The organism is Fusibacter ferrireducens, from assembly GCF_015352425.1.
Classification (GTDB): Bacteria; Bacillota; Clostridia; order Peptostreptococcales; family Acidaminobacteraceae; genus Fusibacter_A; species Fusibacter_A ferrireducens.
Map to the genome: position 1 here is coordinate 205,118 of NZ_JADKNH010000004.1, position 18,626 is coordinate 223,743.

Consider the following 18,626-nt stretch of genomic DNA (forward strand, 5'->3'; position numbering starts at 1 on the left):
GAGTAGAGGGCTTACACGAAACTAACTTTTACATTCTAACCCAATAAAATTAGGAGGAGAAAGAGATGCAATTTAAAAAGAGTTTAATCATTTTACTAGCATTTGTTTTGATTATGGGGATGTTTACAGGTTGTGCAAAGGCGGCAACTGAACCGACGAATCCAGAGCCAAGCAAGTCGGGTTCAGAAGTAACCCCTACAGCAGAACCTGCTAAAGAAGAAGTTTCTCAAGGTGTGACAGATACAGAGATTCTCATTGGAAACAGTGCCGCTACAAGTGGGGCATTTGCACCTATCGGTCTTCCATTTATTCATGGGATAGAAGCTTATCTTGAATCTGTCAATTCAGCAGGGGGTATTGATGGTAGAAAAATCAAATTTATTCACTATGATGATGAATTTGATCCAGCAACAACAGCACAATATCTAGAAAAATTATTATATGAAGACAAAGTATTTTCAATCGTTGGTCATTTTGGTTCGCCATGTATCGCGGCAACTTTGATGGACCTTGAAGACAGCGGTGTGCCAGCAGTTTACTTTGCAGGTGGTGTAGCAGATTTATATAGTACAGATGATCCAGATCGTACGATTTATCCAGTACAACCGATTTATTCCTATGAAGGCAAAATTATGTCTGCATATGCAATAAACTATTTTAAAGCAAAAAAAGTGGCCATCATTTATACCAACAACGAAGCAGGTATCAACACATATGAAGGTATTAAAGAGCAACTTGCCACATATCCTGACATTACAATCGTGGCAGAAGAATCTGTATCACCAGGACTTACGGATGCAACTGCTCAAGTTTTAAAAGTTAAGGAAGCAGCACCGGAAGTACTTATCATTCCATCGCTTTCAGCAGAACTTGCACCAGTACTTAAAACAATGGAGCAACAAGGCTTAATAGGTGTACCAGTTGTCACAACTTATTCAAACGTTTCTAGCGTGTTTGTGGATAGCAATTACAACGAGGCTTCAAATGTGATGGAGAACTTATACGGTTTGAGTTGGGTTGATCTTGAAAGCAATCCTAAGGTTTGGGATGAGTTTGTAGCGAATATGACCAAATTAGGTTATCAAGATGAACTCAATGCTTATTCAGCAACAGGTTGGATCGCAGGTAGTTTCTTTACAGAAGGTGTAAGACGAGTTGCAGATAATGGTCAAGTGTTAAACTTTAAAAATTATATGGATGCGCTTGAGTCTGCACCAATTCAAAATCCATTTGGTGGTTCGATCAATTTTGCAGATGGCATGAGAACAGGTACACAACAAATGGTTCTATCAAAAGTAGATGTGAACAGTCCTTCAAAATGGGTTTCTGTTACTGGCTTTTTCGGTATAGACGATTTAAAATAAGAGTAGGTGATAAATATGATTGAGATGGAATTTAAAAAAATGCAAGTGGGTAACGAGATTTTAGCTTATAGAGAATGTGGAGAAGGAAATCGTACACTCTTGCTAGTTCATGGAAATATGTCATCTTCCTTACATTTCGATCATTTGATGAATGCTCTATCGGATGAGTTTAAAATCTATGCACCTGATTTACGTGGGTTTGGACATTCTTCCTATCATGAATCATTTGATTCGTTAAAGGCACTAAGTGAGGATTTAGAATATTTCGTAGATAAACTCAGACTAAGAGATATAGAACTTGTGGGTTGGTCAACAGGTGGTGGTATTGCCATGCAATTCGCAGCAGACAATCCGGATATTACTAAACGATTGGTGCTCCTAGAGAGTGTGGGCGTAACAGGATATCCGTTATATTTAAAAGATGAAGCGGGACAACCAGATTTATCAAGACCTCTTATGACCAAAAGTGAAATTGCAGCAGATCCGATACAAGTGGCACCAGTACTGGAGGCTTTATCAAAGGGCGATTCAGCTTTTTATAGAGCACTTTGGGATGCTGCGATTTATACTGGTGCTAAAAAACCAGCAGTAGAAGATTATGTGCGGTATATTTCTGAGATGCTATTACAGCGTAATTTAGTAGATATTGATTATGCGCTTTCAAGATTTAACATGACGAATTTAGAAAACGTCTATGGCAAAGGCACTGGTGATGTGAAAAAGATAAAATGTCCTGTGGTTGTGGTACAAGGTGAAAAAGACATCGTGGTGCCCATGTCCATGGCAGAAGAAATCTTAGATCATTTAGAGTGTGAAAAGACATTAAAGGTATTAAAAAATAGCGGACACAATCCGATGGTAGATCAACTTGAAAAAGTGACATCCATTATCATTGGATAAAATCTTAAAACGATAACGAAAAAAGACATCTAAAAATGCTTATGACGATAATTGCGAGGAGAGAAAAATGGCTTATTTCAATTTGAATGGTAAAAAAGCGTATTATGAAGTACATGGTGAAAGTGATAGGACTTTAGTGATTCTCAATGGGATTATGATGAGTACTTCCAGCTGGTTGCCATTCATACCAATGCTTAAGAGGACAGCTCAGGTTGTCTTGGTGGATTTCTTTGACCAAGGCAAATCAGAGTATATGACGGAAAATTATACGCAAGCTATTCAAGTGGAATTGGTTGAAGCGCTTCTCGATGCACTTGACCTTCAGCAGGTGACATTATTAGGCATATCATATGGTGGCGAAGTTGCCATGAAATGTAGATCATCACGTGTGAGTCAACTGATCTTGGCAAACACTACGGCGCATACTGATCAAACTTTGACAGCGATTGGCGATAGTTGGGTTTATGCAGCAGAGACCTTCGATGGATCCGTTTTTTTTAAAGCGACAATCCCCCCGATCTATTCGAAGGGTTTTTACAACGACCGCATTGAATGGCTCAACGACCGCGAAAAGCAGTTCAAAAAAGCATTTAAGCCAGAATGGTATCAGGGTTTTATAAGACTCGTTCGAAGTGCAGAATCGCATGATGAACGCAAAAAGTTAAGTGAGATTCAAATGCCAGTCTTAATCATCAGTGCAGAAGAGGATGTGATCACACCACCTCAGTGTCAAAATGATCTTAATGCGAGCATTAGTGATTCCAAATTAGTGATAATAAAGCACTGTGGTCACGCAGCTATGTATGAAAAGCCAACGGAATTCTTTAGTTTAGTAGTTGGATTTATGCTGTGTGGTCAGGATCAATTTACGTTATAGTTTAACCGGAAGATGGCGCACTGCTGTTCAACGGCTGTTTAAAAGTGAAGTCATCTTTGCAAGTCAGCGGACATTCTAAGTTCAAAGAAATACACCGTCATTCAGTGATGATTTATCATGAATGAACGGTGTATTTTTTAAATTAAAACAACAAATTAAACTTTAAAATTCGACTTAACAATTTGTTCGCATTTGCTTCATAGTGTATACATAAGCGCGTTATATACTGTTTATAAGTTAAGCGAGAGCTTAACAACTCCATAAATTATAAACATGATTAACCCCAATTAATAACAAACCCCCAAATGAATTCTGAGTGGGTTTCCCCCAAGTGCCCACTCACATGATTCCCCCAAGCAACATATTTTTTCCCCTTAAACTTCTGGCCCGAGCTGGAAGTTTTTATTTTGTAACAAATTACCTCTTTTACAATTTGTTTTCAATTGCTTCATAGTGTAGTCACAAGGAACTTATATACTAAACGTAAGTTAAGTGAAAGCTTAACAACCCCATAAACTCCTAAACATGATTAACCCCAATTAATAACAAACCCCCAAATGAATTCTGAGTGGGTTTCCCCCAAATTCCCACTCACATGATTCCCCCCCCCCTGAGTAGCATTATATAAAAAAACTTCTAGCCCGAGCTAGAAGTTTTTATTTTGGGAAATAACATCTTTTTAAATGTTGTAAAGTTACATATTAACAGTTGATAATACCGGTAATTCTGATTTCATTTTATAAATGCATATATTTACTTCCTTTTCTGCTTCTGAAAGAAATCAAGATTAAGACCAATTGTTTCAAGAAGATCTACGCCTGATCCTGAGGAGAAAAGAGCAATGAAGATGAATAAAATGGGGAGGAAGGGGATTACAATTAGAAGATAGAGTAGGTTTTTGGTTTTAAATTTCATAAAAAGCTCCTATATGATATGAGTTTTAAAATCAGTCTTAACAGCCAACTGAGGGTCAAGACAATTATAAACAATGCCAATTTCTTGGGGGTTTTGTTTTAGTAACTTGATAACATCGTAATCATCAGAATTTTCCAGTGTCTCTTGGTATTCATATAAGTTACCAGCTTAAGTAGGTGTTGATAAAATCGTGCAAAATAATTAGAAAATGAATTATAATGCTATTGGCCTTCCTTGCGCAAATTGAAAACAATTAATATGGAAAACTGCATGGTGATGCCCATAACCAACCCCATGAAAAAATGTAGATAGGCACTTAATACAAATACGTTGTCAAACTCTAAATGACCGACGAATAGTCCAGTAGCAATGATAGCTACAAGGAGTAAGCCTTTAATAAGCATACTTTGCTTCACTAATAGTCCTAATGTATTTTTTTTGAAATAGTTGGCTACAAAGAGTCCAAGGTATAAACCTAAAGTAAAAATGCTCAAGATATAATGCCCCCTTTTTTAATAAGCGTGAATTACTGTTCTTTCTTTTGCTTATATTTATACTCAACAATAAAAACGATGGTATATATTAAAAAAAGGCGAAAAACAGCAATAAGTCCTGATGCAGCAGCTGCTTCAAATGTGATTGCTCCTTTGACGAACTCATTTGGATCATCATTACTTTACGGAAAGTGATTTGTCAATGTATATATGGATAAAATGTAAAAAAATGAATATGTTACAAGAGATCTACTGTAAAAACAAACTAAGTGTGTTATCTTTAAAAATGGTATAACCTATACATATTTACACTATATTATAATCTCTATGTGTCCAACAAGTGTTCATAGCATTAAAATTTTCATAAATCACATTGGAGGATTCCATGTTTTTTATAAAAGAAAAGTTTCATTGCGTCAAGCAATAAGATACAACGGACTGTGGTGCAGCCTGTCTTGCTACAGTTTCAAAACCGTATGGTCTTAAAATACCGATAACGAGAATTAGAGAAACCGCTGGAACGGATAAGCAGGGGAGAAATGCCTATGGTGTCATTAAGGCAGCAGAAGAATTGGGCTTTTCAGCAAAAGGGGTCAAAGGCGATAAAGAAGTACTTTTTTCTGAGTTCCCATTACCTGCAATCGCTCACGTAGTCGTGGATGGTTCACTGCTACACTATATGGTTATACATAAAATTACGAAAGATAAAATAATCGTAGCAGATCCTGCCAGAGGATTGATAACCTACGAACCTGATGACTTTATGAAATTATGGACATTTGAAAAATGAGACATGACGCAAGGTATTTTTAAACGTTTTCTTGGATTGCTTGTATCTCAAGAGAACTTAGTAATACATGTATTTTTAGCATCTCTACTCTATACATTCTTAGGGATATTAGGAGCATTCTACTTCAAGTTTCTACTGGATGATATTTTACCTTATGGCTTACTAAACTCGCTTCACGTGATTTCGATAGGGGTTATACTACTATGCCACGCAAATAGATCGGTTAAATGAGTCCATACAGAGCATAGATCTCGATGTGGAAAATGCTTCTATTAGAAGTCCTATTGAGGGCATTCTCAATATTGAACAAAACTATGTTGTGGGTGATCAAATCGGTATTGGTATGGCAATGGGAACAGTGGTCCCCACGGATGATACGGATTTTAAAATTCAACTTTCGGTGAAAAATAGAGATATAAGTCAAATCCATGTGGGAGATGATGTTAAGTTTAAATTTCAAGCACTTCCTTATAAAGAGTACGGCATGCTTGAGGGACAAATCATACACATCAATGCAGATTCAAGTTATAACGCCTCAACAAGAACCAGTTATTACTTAGTGGAGGCACAGGTAGACAGTAGACCGCTTGTCTCTTATAAAGGCGAGACGGCCACGATAAAAGTTGGCATGACACTAGAAGGTCAAATCATCACTAAACGCAAAAAAATACTGCACTATCTACTTGAAAAGATCGATTTATGGTACCCTGCTAACGCGATAAAAGCGTCTCATCCTTTTTCTTGTTGAATTTTCACTGAAAAACAATATAATGATAATAGGTGTTTTTCACCATATTTCATCGAGAGAGAGGCAAAATTCAAATTATGAAAAATAAATTTGCAAAGCAACTTGGGCTATTGGGCATCATTGGCCTTGTTATAAAAATCATTGGGGCACTCTACAGATTGCCGCTAGCTTATATCATGCCAGAAAATGCAGTGACGTATTACTCCATTGCATATCCTTGGTACACCTTTCTAATTGTTATTTCCACCAGTGCACTTCCTGCTGTTATCGCAAAACTCACAGCAGAGTATGGTGCGAAAGATGATCTAGCAGAACAGGCACTTGTATTTGATGTTTCAAGACGTCTCATGAAGGTCTTCGGCATTATGACAGTGGTATTTTTATCATTAATGGCCTTTGTTGTGTCGAAGTCATCGGGCTATCCAGAGAGTATTTATTCTTTCTTCGTCCTTGCAATTGCATCTTACTTTGTAGCTTCGAATGCCGCTTATAGAGGCTACTTCCAAGGGACACAAAGACTTGAAATCTTTGGATTATCTCAGCTCTTTGAGCAGATGGGCCGTGTTATTTTAGGACTTTTGCTCGTGTGGATTTTGAGTAAGATGGCTGCACCGGATTCATGGCTTGCCGCAGCGGGTACATCTGGAGCTGCATTTGGCGCATTGATCAGTTGGATTTATGCTTCCTATAAGTATAAGAAAATGCAAACAGTACCTTCACAAAAAATAGTTCTGAGAGCGCATAAATCTTTAATTCAAAAGATTTTAAAAATGGTATTCCCCATTGCACTTGGGGCATCCATTATGCCATTACTCACCATAATAGATGCAACCATGATCATTTGGAGACTTAGACAGACTGGATTTGGTGATCAGGCAGGTGTAATGTACACTTTCATCACATTCTACTCAGTGCCAATCATCAACCTTGCACAAGTGATTTTTACAGCACTTCAAGTTAGCTTGCTACCAATGATCACACGTGCCTTTACTCAAAAAAGTGAACAGTTCAGAGAGAAAGTGTATCTTGGTGTTTTGACATCATTATTATTGGGGCTTCCAATGGGTCTGGGTATTGCAGTCTTTTCAAGGGAAATACTTGTATTCTTATATCCCAACAAGGCTGAGATGATCCTAGGTGCGGCACCAGTACTTGGCATTTTAGGGCTAGGGGTTGCCTTCCTATCCTTATATCAAGCGACCACAGGGATTCTACAGGGGATAAATCACTATAAAAAGCCCGTTAGAAACTTATTTGTGGGCGCAGTGGTGAAAGTAATTACAGCCTATATTTTACTCGGCATCCCTACGTTAAATATCAAAGGCGCTGCCATTTCTACACTGTTGGCTTATGCAGTGGCGGCAACTCTCAATATGTTAGTATTGCTCAAACATGTTGAAATGCCAAAGTCCTTCATTAAGAAAGCAAGTTTGACTTTGATGTCCAATGTTGTGATGATTGTAGCTGCCAAAGGTTCGTTCATTTTAGCACATGCACATCTTGGGGATCGATTGAGTTTACTTGTGGGCATATTTGTGGCAATTATCGCTTATGCAGCGATGATGCTTATGACTAAAGTCGTTACGAAAGAAGATTTGACAGCAATGGATAATAAGTAAAGCTTAAAAAAGCATGTGAAAATAAAGCGTATAAAAATGAAAATAGAAAAAGGACATGTCCCTTACAGGCTCTAAGAGCAACTGTTTGAGATATGTCCTTTTTTAAATTCAAATCAAAATTCAAATTAAAATTCAAGTCAAATCAAGGTTCAAGTCAAATTAAGACTTTAGATCCGACTCTATATTTATATATCCTTATCATTTTAAAGCGTCATCTTCATATTGCCCACCATATTCATGATGATTTGGGTTGAATTTTTAGCGGCTTCTTCTGCAAATTCAGAATAATTCACATGAGCAGAACCATCGGCCTTGTCGGACATAGCTCTTATGATGACAAATGGCAATTTGTTAAGATGACAAACATGTGCAATTGAGGCACCTTCCATTTCAGTAGTATGTGCACCAAAGTTTGTTTCAATAAATACTTTGCGCTCAGGAGAGGATACAAATTGGTCCCCTGAGACAATTCTGCCCTTGAAAATTTTATGAGATTTAACCTCTTCAATGCTGGAATTGTAAGCGAGGTCTATGAGGTAGGGATCAGCGACAAATGTCGAAGTTTCCATTTGAGGAATAATACCGTATTCATATCCAAATCCAGTGCAGTCCACATCATGCTCCATACAATCTGTAGAAATCACGATGTCGCCCACATTGAGGTCCTCGTGAATGGCGCCTGAAACACCTGTATTCACAATTGCGTCAACTTTAAAGTTCGAAATGAGAATTTGTGAACAAGCTGCTGCATTGACTTTGCCAATACCACAAGTGACAACTACCACTGGTTTGTTTTGCAGTGTGCCTGTATAATAAGTCATCCCTGCGATGCTTATTGTATTTTCAACGCTCATGTTACTTTTGAGTATTTCTGTTTCCAAGTCCATAGCGCCAATAATGCCTAATTTCATATTGTTCTCCGTTCTTTATAATTTATAATTGTGACGCTCAAACGATCATTTGAGTCTATTTATAGATTGGAACAATAAAAAGGTTGCCTATTCAAAGAACCTATTCTGGATAATTTAAATTTTCATCTGTTGCATTTTTTAAAACATCAAGATAGGCTAGTGCTTCTTGTTTTGCACCTTCTAAATTGTGTAATTTGTAATTGCCACATTCGATTTCACTTGCGCCTGGAATTTCGCCTTCAAAAGTTGAGACAAATTCAAAAGCACGTATGAGCAGTGGTAGAATTTGTTTAGAGGTATAAGCACCGTTTACGATTAAGTACATCCCTGTGAGACAGCCCATTGGACCGAAATAGGCAATACTTGATTTAAACTCGTCATCATTTCTGACAAAGGTGGCAATAAGGTGCTCCAAGGTGTGGATAGAGCCGTTCTCAAGCATTTCGCTGTTCGGGAGTTTCATTCTGATATCAAATGTCGTCAATGTTTCTGCGCCATAGTGATCGATGCGAGAGACATAAACGCCTTTTTTAAGTTTAATATGATTCACCGTAAAACTTTCAATTTTCTTCATTTTAAGCTTTGTATGATGTCATTATTGATGTCATCACACACTCCTTTCATTTGTAATTCAATTGCATAGGTTTTCAATGACATTGTATCATAAAATAAATCATTAAAGACTAAAAAAAATGAAATTGGGTATGAAATAAGTGTTAATGCATTTGGCTTGGATTGGACTAGAAAGTCAATCCAATTGTTTTTATATTAAGGAGGTTACACTATGAAAAAAGCGCCCCTAGGGCTGATGAGTATATTGGTAATTTTAATGTTGACAATAGTCTCTTGTACAGCTGAAACCACGGCCCCAAAAAGTGATGCGACTGAGAATAAGTCAGCCGATCAAGTAGATCTTGCACCAACGGATTCTCAGAGCGCCGATACACAAGCTGTAGAAGATCAAGCTTCTGATGCTCAACCTGCGGATGCACTACCTGTTTTTACACCTGAAGAATTATCAAAATACAATGGGAAAGATGGCATGGCAGCGTATGTCGGTTACGAAGGTAAAGTTTACGACGTCTCCAAGATCAAAGCGTGGAAAAATGGCATTCATCAGGGCAAATACGAAGCTGGACAAGATTTGACAGACATTCTCAACAATGTGGCACCACATTCGCCTAAAAATCTTACAGATAATGCGCCTGTAGTAGGTACATTAGAGCAAAATTGATCCAGATTAATTTGAGACGAAATCAAGATCACGTTGAGATAAAATCGAGACTCATTTGAGTTCAAATTGAAACCAATTAAAAACACACTAACCCCTATTTTGTGGATTTAGTGTGTTTTTTTAAACAACAAGATTTGAGCCGAAAGCTGTGCTGAGGAATGTTCACCCTCAAACAGTGTCAGCGAAAATCGTTTTGGGGTACTGAGCGGTGCTCCAAATGTTGTTATATGCAAGATTTGAGCCGAAAGCTGTGCTGAGGAATGTTCACCCTCAAACAGTGTCAGCGAAAATCGTTTTGGGGTATTGAGCGGTGCTCCAAATGTTGTAATAGGCATATTAAAATTATGGCTGATAGCTTATAATGAAGTGAGTGCTTATTGCGAAAGCATATTAACAATCCAGAAGATATCAAAGAAAAAATATCAACCCAAAAGAGCACGTAAGTAATCTTTCTGCCTAATGGAGGGGAAAATGGATTTTAAAGGTTTTAACAATAGATCCATACAGTCACAGATCATGAGGCTTTTGATTATCATGTCCATGACCTTGATTTTGACGTTGGGACTTGTATTTTATAATAATACGGTCTCTAGAATCAAAGACTCAAAAAAGCGTGAAATGACCACGTTGGCTATAGAAACGACCAATAAAATAGAGCGTTTTCTCTTTGAGAGATCCGCTGATGTGAAAGTTTTAGCATCATCTAATATTCTCAATGCTGAAAATGTGAGTAGAGAAGTTCAATCGCATTATCTTGAAAATGTAGTGAAGGCCTATCAGACTTATGACGAAATATTTGTCTTAGATAATTCAGGTGATTTAAAAATTACCACCAATAAGGCATCTGGAGAGACAACAGCTTCTTTTTACAAAAAACACTTCATATCGAATGATGCTTTTGTATCTGATTATATCATTGGGGATGATTCTTATATTTTCTTTTCAGCACCCGTTGTTGAAAATGGCATCCAATTGGGGATAGTGGTTGAGAAGATGAACTTCGACTCCATTAAAGAAATTATCAATAATGTAAGAGTAGGTACAAGAGGTCATGCGGATCTTGTAAAGCTTCAAGAGGGCCAAACGCTTGCAAATATTGTAGGGACAAAGGAAAGTTATTCTGAGCTGGAAAAAGGCATGATTTTGACAGCCACTTATCCCGTGATTAAATATGCGACGCAAAGGGACCAATGGGTGTTGACGATAAGTCAGCCTGCAGATGAAGCCTATGCTATTATAAGAGATATTGAAAAATATTTTGCCATTGTGATGTTGATTTTCTTTGTAATTGTCTACATCTTTTCAGGGATTGTTTCACAAAGCGTGACAAAGCCTATAAGACAGTTGAAGCAGAAAATTGGCGAGATCATGAATGATCAAAAACTTTATACTTCTGAGATTGTCACCAGTGACGAGGTTAAGCATTTGACATCGACTTTTGACTTCCTTTTGGAGGAATTGAATTTCATGATGCAGAAGGTTTTAGAGAAGTCGGGTGAAGTGGCCTATATAAAAGAAATCAGAAGCAGTATGTCCAATTTGATAGAGCATATGCCCAATGGGATCGTGACCATAGATGGCAAAGGCGAAATCACTTCGATGAACCCTGCTGCCAAAGAGATTCTAGATGTGGACTGGGTGGGTCAAAATGTTTTTAGGCGATCTGAAACGCATTACGCAGTTCTATTGGATTATCTTAAAGAAAGCATGCTCAACGACTCAACTCAAAACGAGTTACTGTCTTTTGAAGATGAAAATAAATTTAGCAAAAAAATTATCGTCAGCACATTGAAGCAGATGGATATCAATGAAGTCGTTATTGGGATGACAGTGGTCATTCAAAATTTTGAAGAAAAACTAAAATTTGAAGAAAGTGTCATGAGAGCAGAACGTCTCTCTGAGCTTGGAGTGCTCTCAGCAGGTGTTGCTCATGAGATTAGAAATCCATTGGCTTCTATAAAAGGCTATGTGCAGCTTGTGCTTAGCGAGCTTGGAGATCATACACAAGCAAAAGAGGATCTAGAAATTGTCTTAGGCGAAGTGGCACGACTTGATAAAATTATAGATCGTTTTATGACCTTTGCAAGTCCCAATCAACCTGATCGCAAGAAAAATGATCTTGATGGACTCATAAATGAAGTTTTACACCTAATGATGCAGTCGATTGAGTCTAATCAGATTCAAGTAGAATCCAATCTCCATATAAAGGAACCTATCTATATGGATTATGATCAAATGAAACAGGTGCTGATTAATGTTTTGATCAATGCGATTCAGGCAATGCCCAAAGGGGGGCATTTAAAAATTGATACCAGCCTGAGTAGACTTCACAATGTCTGTGAAATCCATATTATTGATAATGGAGAAGGTATCCCAGAGGAAATACTTGAAAAAATATTTGCCCCTTTTTTTACCACGAGGCAACAAGGCACTGGATTAGGACTTTCTATTTGTTCAAGAATTGTCGAAAGTCATCAAGGCAGTTTTGAAATTCAAAGTAGGGAAGGTATAGGGACGCAAGTCACCATTAAACTGCCAATCCGTAGAAGGGAATTTGTCGTATGAAAAAATTATCTGTTTTAATTGTTGAAGATGAGAAGAATCTTGCTCATTTGCTGGAACGTGTGTTAACGAAAGAAGGATACGAATTGTTTTTGGCTTATGATGGTCACGAAGCACTTGAGATCATTAAGGTGAACAAAATAGATATCGTTTTAACCGATATTAAAATGCCCAAAGTGGAGGGTATGGCGCTCTTAAAGCAAATTAAAGAGATGGACATGGCGATAGAGGTCATTGTCATGACCGCATTTGCAACGATTGATACGGCTATCAATGCTCTAAAGATGGGTGCTAGAGATTATATCAGAAAGCCCTTTGATATTGAGGAAATTGTAGATGCTGTTCACAAGACCAGTTTGCTTGTTAAAAACGCAACCTTTAATAGTGCTGAACAATCTGCATTTAGCGAAACCTTAGTGGCTAACAGCCCAAAGATGAAAGAACTGATCAAAATGGTTAAAAAAGTATCGGGAAGTGTTGCTAACATTTACATTCAAGGTGAAACTGGCGTCGGTAAAGAACTCATTGCACATGCGATTCATGAACTCAGCAATCGAAGGGAATGCCCTTTTATTAAGGTCAATTGTTCGGCATTACCGGAAACGTTACTTGAAAGCGAACTCTTTGGCTATGAAAAAGGGGCTTTTACAGGCGCTTTCGCTAGAAAATTGGGTCGTTTTGAACTGGCAAATGGCGGCACGATCTTTTTAGATGAAATTGGAGATATTTCTCCCTTAATTCAACTGAAATTGCTCAGAATCATACAACAAAAGGAGCTTGAACGCCTTGGGGGAACACAGACGATTTCGCTGGATGTACGCATCATAACAGCTACGAACAAAAATTTAGAAACCTTAGTTAAAGAAGGTGCTTTTAGAGAAGATTTGTATTATAGACTCAACGTGATTCCATTGACAGTGCCGCCTTTACGTGAGCGAGTAGAAGATATTCGTGATCTCATTGAAACTTTTATGTCGATCTCTTCATCGCTCTATCAGACAAAACCGAAGGTGATTGAGCAACAAGCGTTAGAAGCTCTTGTCCAGTATTCATGGCCTGGAAATGTAAGAGAACTTGAGAACATAATAGAGAGAATTCTCATTATCAGCGAAGGGGAATCCATTAAATTGCAAGATTTGCCGCCTAAGATTTTAAAAAAGAATAATGTTCCGACGGAATCACTTGAAGCTTACAAAGAATCTGTGGAGGCTGAAGTTTTAAAGAGGACACTGGAGCATTGCGGTGGCAATATCACAAAGGCAGCTGAAAAACTTGGCATTAGTAGACGATCTCTTCATCGCAAAATTAATAAATACAATTTGAACACATAGAGAGTGTGGTTTCTGGCAAAAAGAGTCATTATAGCAGATGAAACTAGCACGAATTTCAAATGGCAGGAACTCTAAAAGAGACAAGTTTGTCGCAGTAAGACAAACTTGTCTTATTTTATGGAGATGGATAAAGGTCGCAAGGTAGAGATGCCCTTGAAATAGAAGCGTTCTCCATCATCTTTGGGTTGGCATGTGAATTGCGTATAATAGCATTGTCACATATTTAACAAGGAGGAAGCGTTATGGATTTCAACACAGGTAATACAGCATTTATGCTGGTTGCTACAAGTCTCGTTATGTTTATGACACCGGGCTTAGCATTTTTTTATGGCGGATTGGTTGGTAAAAAAGGCGTACTGACCATCATGATGCAAAGTTTTGTGTCTCTGGGGATTACCACTATTTTATGGGTTACAGTTGGATACTCACTTTGTTTCAGTGGGGATATTGGCGGCATTATTGGCAATCTGGATATGGCCTTTTTAAGGGGCATATCCATTCACGATTCACTATCGCCAACTAACAACATTCCAGTGCTTGTGTTTGTAGCATATCAAATGATGTTTGCTGTGATAACACCTGCATTAATCACAGGTGCATTTGCAGAACGTGTGCGGTTTAAAGCTTACATCATTTTTCAAATCGCATGGTTATTGCTTGTCTACTTCCCATTCACACATATGGTTTGGGGTGGTGGCATTTTAGCGCAGTGGGGTGTGCTTGATTTTGCAGGGGGGATTGTTGTACATGCAACAGCAGGTATGGCAGCACTTGCATCTGTCTTTTTTGTCGGGAAGAGACAGATGAAAGCCACTGAGCCTCATAGTGTGCCACTCATTGCAATTGGAACGGCTATTCTGTGGTTTGGATGGTATGGGTTTAATGCAGGGAGTGAACTCAGAGTGGATTCTGTAACCGCATTGGCATTTTTAAACACAGATATTTCTGCCTCATTTGCTGCAATCGTTTGGCTTGCAATGGAGTGGAAGACAACTGGGAAGCCTAAATTTGTAGGCCTATTGACGGGAGCTGTTGCAGGGCTGGCAACGATTACGCCAGCGGCCGGGTTTGTGGATATGAAAACAGCGGCACTTATTGGATGCATTGCTTCAATTGTGTGTTTTAAAGCAATAGGTCTTAAAAACAAGATGAACTGGGATGATGCGCTCGATGTTTGGGGCGTCCACGGTGTTGGTGGTATTGCAGGTGTCGTTTTGCTTGGCATTTTTGGAAGTTCGGCGATTAATGGCTCGGGTTCGGATGGCTTGATTTATGGCGGAACTCACTTCTTTTTAGTTGAAGTGGGCGCAGTGGCGTTTGCATCCATATATGCATTTGTGATTTCATATGGACTCCTTCATTTAATCGATAAAATCACACCAGTGAGAGTGGATGCCCATGATCAAGAAACGGGTCTTGATGTGGTACTTCATGGGGAAACAGCATACTTTATGTAAAATCAAGTGAAGGCAGTCACTTGATCAGGATGTAACCGATCGGATAAAGTAAAAGTTATTTGAATCGGACATAGAAGCATTGAAAACATAGCCATCAAAGGTTATGGCTTTCAGTGCTTTTATTGTTTTTATGTGGTCTTTGATCATCAAGTGAAGCATCTTACCACGAGCCATTTTAGCGAAAGTGGCTTTATTGGTGAGTTTGCCTTGGTGATTTTCTCTAAAGTGAATTGTGATTTTAGGGCGGTCCACCATTTTAGAAAATTCATTAGAAGCGAGATCGATGATGAGTTCACTTGTCTTAAAAGATGTTAGAATGTGATCGTGCCAATGCGTATACAAATTCAAATTTTTCATCTTCATCTGAAAATCCAGACGGTAAGCCTTAATGGGATCAAAGGGGGCGGTCATACCATAGAGTGCGCTTAAGATGACTAGATGCTGATCTAAATAATCTAGGTCACTTTTATCATAGTTTTGAAGGTTCAATTGTTTGAAAACAAGACCTGTATAAGATTGAACCGCATAAAGCTGCTCGTGCGCATCAAAGTTTTTATAATGTGTTTCATAATCATTGGCTTTATCCTTATAAATAAGAGAAAGATCTTCCAAAAGGAGTGCGGAGACCACTTCATGGGTCAGTGTAGATTGTTCTGGTGAAAAGTAAGTCTTATGTTTTTTAGGGATGTAGTGCAAGGGCGTTGCCGAAGATGGCGTAAGTTGGGTTTTGCTTGGGGATATGATTATTTTCATATGAAGACCTCTCATGCAATAAATTTTTAGAAACGATTAAAGCCAACGGCCATTTCATCCGATATACTATATATAGAAGAAAAGTTTTACTGAATCTAATATATTGTAGGTTTTACAAAAGAAGTGCGCATTTTTTACCTAACGATAAACATGATATAACAAACCGTTGATACCATAAGAGTAGCAAAGGAGTGATCATATGTCAAAGGTTCTAGAGGTAAGAGGAAATTATAAGATTTTAGCGACAAATAGAGATTATGTCGTCATCAACATGGCACTAGCTTATGAAAACCATGCACATTTTAAGTCGATTCAGCCACTATATCATTTGTTGACACTCATAGAACATGGCCTAATGCCAACATCGCCTTATATGATGAAGGCAGCAAAAAGATTGTTGGGTGATAAGTTTGAATCTCTAACACCCAAGAGGAAGAAGGAAAATTATAATAATAACCATAGAAAATCTCGAGCACGTTGTGCTTGACTGAGGTCAAATGCATTTCTTGTACAAAAAGGACATGCGCTCTATAAACCAGACCATTATCTCTTTAAAATAGGTCTAGTTTATAGAGCGCATTATATTTTTGTTTTAAACCAGAGCATTGCTTTAGTCAGGAATTTGTTAGAATATATCATATCGGAAAAAACGAGCATAGAGCACTATAAAATGCAATATAATCAAAATAAATCCTGATCTAATAGTTCTTAGGACCTGTTTCGAATTTAAAATAACTTAAAAAAATATAATTATAATGTTATTTATAAATAAAAGTGGGTAAGAATTAAATGATGGCTCAATTTAGCCTTGACACTCTCGAGGTGAGGGGGAATGAGTAATGAAAACCACTTTACTATATGATGATATGCTGAAGTTTGATGAGACGATTCAAACAATGATTGAAAATTCAGATGTTCTTGTCTATGCAGATCAGCTGGTATTTAATATCAATACACCTGCAAGTGGAGAAAATGCATATATATATAGAAAATGTGAGCACTCTTTCTTCCAAAGAATAGAGATGAATTTAACCATGGAGAACATAGAAAAAGCTCAGGCAGGTACCGGTAATGTGAAATATATGATATTTAACGCCGTTTTACCTGATGATGTGCTGAGAGCACAGTTTTATGAAATTGTCCTAATTGTTTTTGACCCGGTTGGAGAGGATAAACAATGGATTGGATATGTATATTTCACCATTGACAAGAAATATGAAGCCCTTTTGAACAAATTACAGTTGCAAAAAAAAATTTTTTTGAGAGTAGATTACTTAATCAATAGCATAAGAATCAACATTGAGAATTATGAAAAATTATATTACTTGATTGATTTTTTTTCTGAAATTGTAACCATAAAAGATCGATTTATGCCTTATCATATGACAAATGTGGCCAACTGGGCCATGCTAATTGCCAATGAGATGAATTTGGATTATAAAGACCAGCTGACACTATATGTGGCGGCACTGATTCATGACATTGGCATTGTGTATATTCCAGAAAAAATACTGAGCAAGTCGACGCCACTAAGTGAAGAAGAATATAACTTGATGAAGCAAATCCCAGAAAAGAGTTATGAGATCACAAAAACGACACTTTATGGGATGCATTTTTTTGAAAATGTGCCAACAGTTATAAGATATCATCGTGAATGGTTTGATGGCAGTGGCTACCCGTTTAATAAGCGCGGTACGGATATTCCCCTTTTAAGCCGAATTGTTTCAGTGGCAGATGCAACTGATGCAATGCTGTCCAGGAGGGCCTACCGGGATTTACTCTCAGAGGAATTTGTCGTAAAAGAACTTTTAAAAGGTAGTGGCAAGCAGTTTGATCCTGAAATTGTCAATATAATGATTGGACTCATTCGAAACAAGCATAAGAATAAGGGCAAATCTTTTGTTGAAGATACGAATTTTATTCCTCAAACTTCTCTCAATTTTTATTATGATAGTTTTAAAAATCAACGTTCGTATGTGGGCAATTTAATTATGAATGAAAAGACTGGAAAATTGATAATACATAGTGGAGATTCATTCGAAGAATTTGAATTAAATCGTATCTATAAGCCATCCATAAGTTTTTTTGCGTTAAATGACTTTTTAGAATATGAAGTTAAATTGTTGGGAAGGTTAAATAATCAGATTTTGATGACGGGATTTAAGTATGTGCCCACAGATAAATATTTTTCTTTAATTTGGGAATTGATAGGCATTTTAAAGACGCCATCCAATAGGAAAGGCAATGTAAAAATTATCAAAGTGGGTGGAGATACTTTAGTTTTTGAAGTGGTGGATCAATACTTTAAGGAGATCTTGATATCCAGTATTGATAAAACAGCTCTGATAGATTTTGATTTGGAAATTGATCATACTCATAATCGCCTTTCATTAACTGGGAGAATTCTAAGATTTTTCAATTTTCAAAATGTAACGGTTTTCGTTTTTAAATTTACGAATATCAACAGTGCAGAAAGAGATTCTATCTTGAGAATGCTCTTTAGAAAACAAACTCATGATAAACAAGTTAGGATGAAAATAAAAAAGAGCTGATTTAAATAGTGAACCGATCGCCAATAGACTAGATTTAGGTCTAACTTATTGGAGTCGGTTCATTTAAATAATCAGCGTTTTTTCAAGTTTCATGATTGACATATTTTATAAAATTAAAT

General features: G+C 37.4%; 15 protein-coding genes and 1 pseudogene. 12 read left to right on the plus strand and 4 right to left on the minus strand.

Annotated features, from left to right (window positions below; genetic code table 11):
* The first annotated feature begins 65 nt into the window (after positions 1–65).
* From ISU02_RS07925 to ISU02_RS07935, 3 genes are all read left to right on the plus strand, one after another.
* Positions 66–1,364, plus strand: coding sequence for an ABC transporter substrate-binding protein (locus ISU02_RS07925; protein ID WP_194701276.1), 1,299 nt, complete (start codon positions 66–68; stop codon positions 1,362–1,364).
* Between the two features lie 15 nt (positions 1,365–1,379).
* A complete protein-coding gene (phaZ, locus tag ISU02_RS07930) occupies positions 1,380–2,264 on the plus strand; it encodes an intracellular short-chain-length polyhydroxyalkanoate depolymerase (RefSeq protein ID WP_207736226.1) in 885 nt (294 codons plus the stop codon).
* 67 nt (positions 2,265–2,331) lie between these two features.
* Positions 2,332–3,141, plus strand: a complete 810-nt coding sequence (locus ISU02_RS07935; RefSeq protein WP_194701278.1) for an alpha/beta fold hydrolase — start codon at positions 2,332–2,334, stop codon at positions 3,139–3,141.
* A gap of 1,136 nt (positions 3,142–4,277) precedes the next feature.
* Here the strand turns inward: ISU02_RS07935 and ISU02_RS07940 are convergent.
* A complete protein-coding gene (locus tag ISU02_RS07940) occupies positions 4,278–4,550 on the minus strand; it encodes a hypothetical protein (protein WP_194701279.1) in 273 nt (90 codons plus the stop codon).
* A gap of 385 nt (positions 4,551–4,935) precedes the next feature.
* On the opposite strand from ISU02_RS07940, the pseudogene ISU02_RS07945 reads away from it, so the two are divergent.
* The 3 genes and pseudogenes from ISU02_RS07945 to ISU02_RS07955 form a co-directional block, all read left to right on the plus strand.
* Positions 4,936–5,544 (plus strand): annotated as a pseudogene (locus ISU02_RS07945) (cysteine peptidase family C39 domain-containing protein); the annotation flags it as partial.
* 52 nt (positions 5,545–5,596) lie between these two features.
* Entirely contained in the window at positions 5,597–6,088 is a 492-nt protein-coding gene (locus ISU02_RS07950) for an HlyD family efflux transporter periplasmic adaptor subunit (protein ID WP_194701280.1), read from the plus strand.
* A gap of 77 nt (positions 6,089–6,165) precedes the next feature.
* Positions 6,166–7,707 carry a putative polysaccharide biosynthesis protein gene (locus ISU02_RS07955; protein ID WP_194701281.1) on the plus strand — a complete coding sequence of 514 codons (1,542 nt, stop codon included), beginning with the start codon at positions 6,166–6,168 and terminating at the stop codon, positions 7,705–7,707.
* Between the two features lie 203 nt (positions 7,708–7,910).
* Here ISU02_RS07955 and ISU02_RS07960 read toward each other — a convergent pair whose 3' ends face one another.
* Both ISU02_RS07960 and ISU02_RS07965 read right to left on the minus strand, forming a co-directional pair.
* Positions 7,911–8,618 carry a 5'-methylthioadenosine/adenosylhomocysteine nucleosidase gene (locus ISU02_RS07960; protein ID WP_194701282.1) on the minus strand — a complete coding sequence of 236 codons (708 nt, stop codon included), beginning with the start codon at positions 8,616–8,618 and terminating at the stop codon, positions 7,911–7,913.
* Between the two features lie 100 nt (positions 8,619–8,718).
* Positions 8,719–9,192 (minus strand): S-ribosylhomocysteine lyase, encoded by a 474-nt coding sequence (locus tag ISU02_RS07965; protein ID WP_194701283.1) that lies wholly within the window; start codon positions 9,190–9,192, stop codon positions 8,719–8,721.
* A 210-nt stretch (positions 9,193–9,402) separates the two neighbouring features.
* Between ISU02_RS07965 and ISU02_RS07970 the strand changes: the two genes are divergently transcribed.
* From ISU02_RS07970 to ISU02_RS07990, 4 genes are all read left to right on the plus strand, one after another.
* Entirely contained in the window at positions 9,403–9,852 is a 450-nt protein-coding gene (locus tag ISU02_RS07970; protein ID WP_228727755.1) for a cytochrome b5 domain-containing protein, read from the plus strand.
* A 471-nt stretch (positions 9,853–10,323) separates the two neighbouring features.
* Entirely contained in the window at positions 10,324–12,417 is a 2,094-nt protein-coding gene (locus ISU02_RS07980) for a PAS domain-containing sensor histidine kinase (protein ID WP_194701285.1), read from the plus strand.
* Entirely contained in the window at positions 12,414–13,745 is a 1,332-nt protein-coding gene (locus ISU02_RS07985; protein WP_194701286.1) for a sigma-54-dependent transcriptional regulator, read from the plus strand. Before ISU02_RS07980 ends, ISU02_RS07985 begins: the two co-directional genes overlap by 4 nt.
* 242 nt (positions 13,746–13,987) lie before the next feature.
* Positions 13,988–15,202 carry an ammonium transporter gene (locus tag ISU02_RS07990; protein ID WP_194701287.1) on the plus strand — a complete coding sequence of 405 codons (1,215 nt, stop codon included), beginning with the start codon at positions 13,988–13,990 and terminating at the stop codon, positions 15,200–15,202.
* 24 nt (positions 15,203–15,226) lie between these two features.
* Here the strand turns inward: ISU02_RS07990 and ISU02_RS07995 are convergent, their stop codons facing one another.
* On the minus strand, positions 15,227–15,955 hold the full coding sequence (locus ISU02_RS07995) for a YaaA family protein (protein ID WP_194701288.1): 729 nt from the start codon (positions 15,953–15,955) through the stop codon (positions 15,227–15,229).
* A gap of 199 nt (positions 15,956–16,154) precedes the next feature.
* Here ISU02_RS07995 and ISU02_RS08000 point away from each other — a divergent pair, with 199 nt between their 5' ends.
* Entirely contained in the window at positions 16,155–16,442 is a 288-nt protein-coding gene (locus tag ISU02_RS08000) for a hypothetical protein (RefSeq protein ID WP_194701289.1), read from the plus strand.
* 352 nt (positions 16,443–16,794) lie between these two features.
* A complete protein-coding gene (locus ISU02_RS08005) occupies positions 16,795–18,507 on the plus strand; it encodes an HD-GYP domain-containing protein (RefSeq protein WP_194701290.1) in 1,713 nt (570 codons plus the stop codon).
* The last annotated feature ends 119 nt before the right edge of the window (positions 18,508–18,626 follow it).

Bases quoted from the DNA above. Each gene is read 5' to 3' on its own strand.
- ISU02_RS07925 (WP_194701276.1), top strand. From the start codon at position 66: ATGCAATTTAAAAAGAGTTTAATCATTTTACTAGCATTTGTTTTGATT.
- phaZ (WP_207736226.1), top strand. From the start codon at position 1,380: ATGATTGAGATGGAATTTAAAAAAATGCAAGTGGGTAACGAGATTTTA.
- ISU02_RS07935 (WP_194701278.1), top strand. From the start codon at position 2,332: ATGGCTTATTTCAATTTGAATGGTAAAAAAGCGTATTATGAAGTACAT.
- ISU02_RS07955 (WP_194701281.1), top strand. From the start codon at position 6,166: ATGAAAAATAAATTTGCAAAGCAACTTGGGCTATTGGGCATCATTGGC.
- ISU02_RS07960 (WP_194701282.1), bottom strand. From the start codon at position 8,618: ATGAAATTAGGCATTATTGGCGCTATGGACTTGGAAACAGAAATACTC.
- ISU02_RS07965 (WP_194701283.1), bottom strand. From the start codon at position 9,192: ATGAAGAAAATTGAAAGTTTTACGGTGAATCATATTAAACTTAAAAAA.
- ISU02_RS07970 (WP_228727755.1), top strand. From the start codon at position 9,403: ATGAAAAAAGCGCCCCTAGGGCTGATGAGTATATTGGTAATTTTAATG.
- ISU02_RS07980 (WP_194701285.1), top strand. From the start codon at position 10,324: ATGGATTTTAAAGGTTTTAACAATAGATCCATACAGTCACAGATCATG.
- ISU02_RS07985 (WP_194701286.1), top strand. From the start codon at position 12,414: ATGAAAAAATTATCTGTTTTAATTGTTGAAGATGAGAAGAATCTTGCT.
- ISU02_RS07990 (WP_194701287.1), top strand. From the start codon at position 13,988: ATGGATTTCAACACAGGTAATACAGCATTTATGCTGGTTGCTACAAGT.
- ISU02_RS07995 (WP_194701288.1), bottom strand. From the start codon at position 15,955: ATGAAAATAATCATATCCCCAAGCAAAACCCAACTTACGCCATCTTCG.
- ISU02_RS08000 (WP_194701289.1), top strand. From the start codon at position 16,155: ATGTCAAAGGTTCTAGAGGTAAGAGGAAATTATAAGATTTTAGCGACA.
- ISU02_RS08005 (WP_194701290.1), top strand. From the start codon at position 16,795: ATGAAAACCACTTTACTATATGATGATATGCTGAAGTTTGATGAGACG.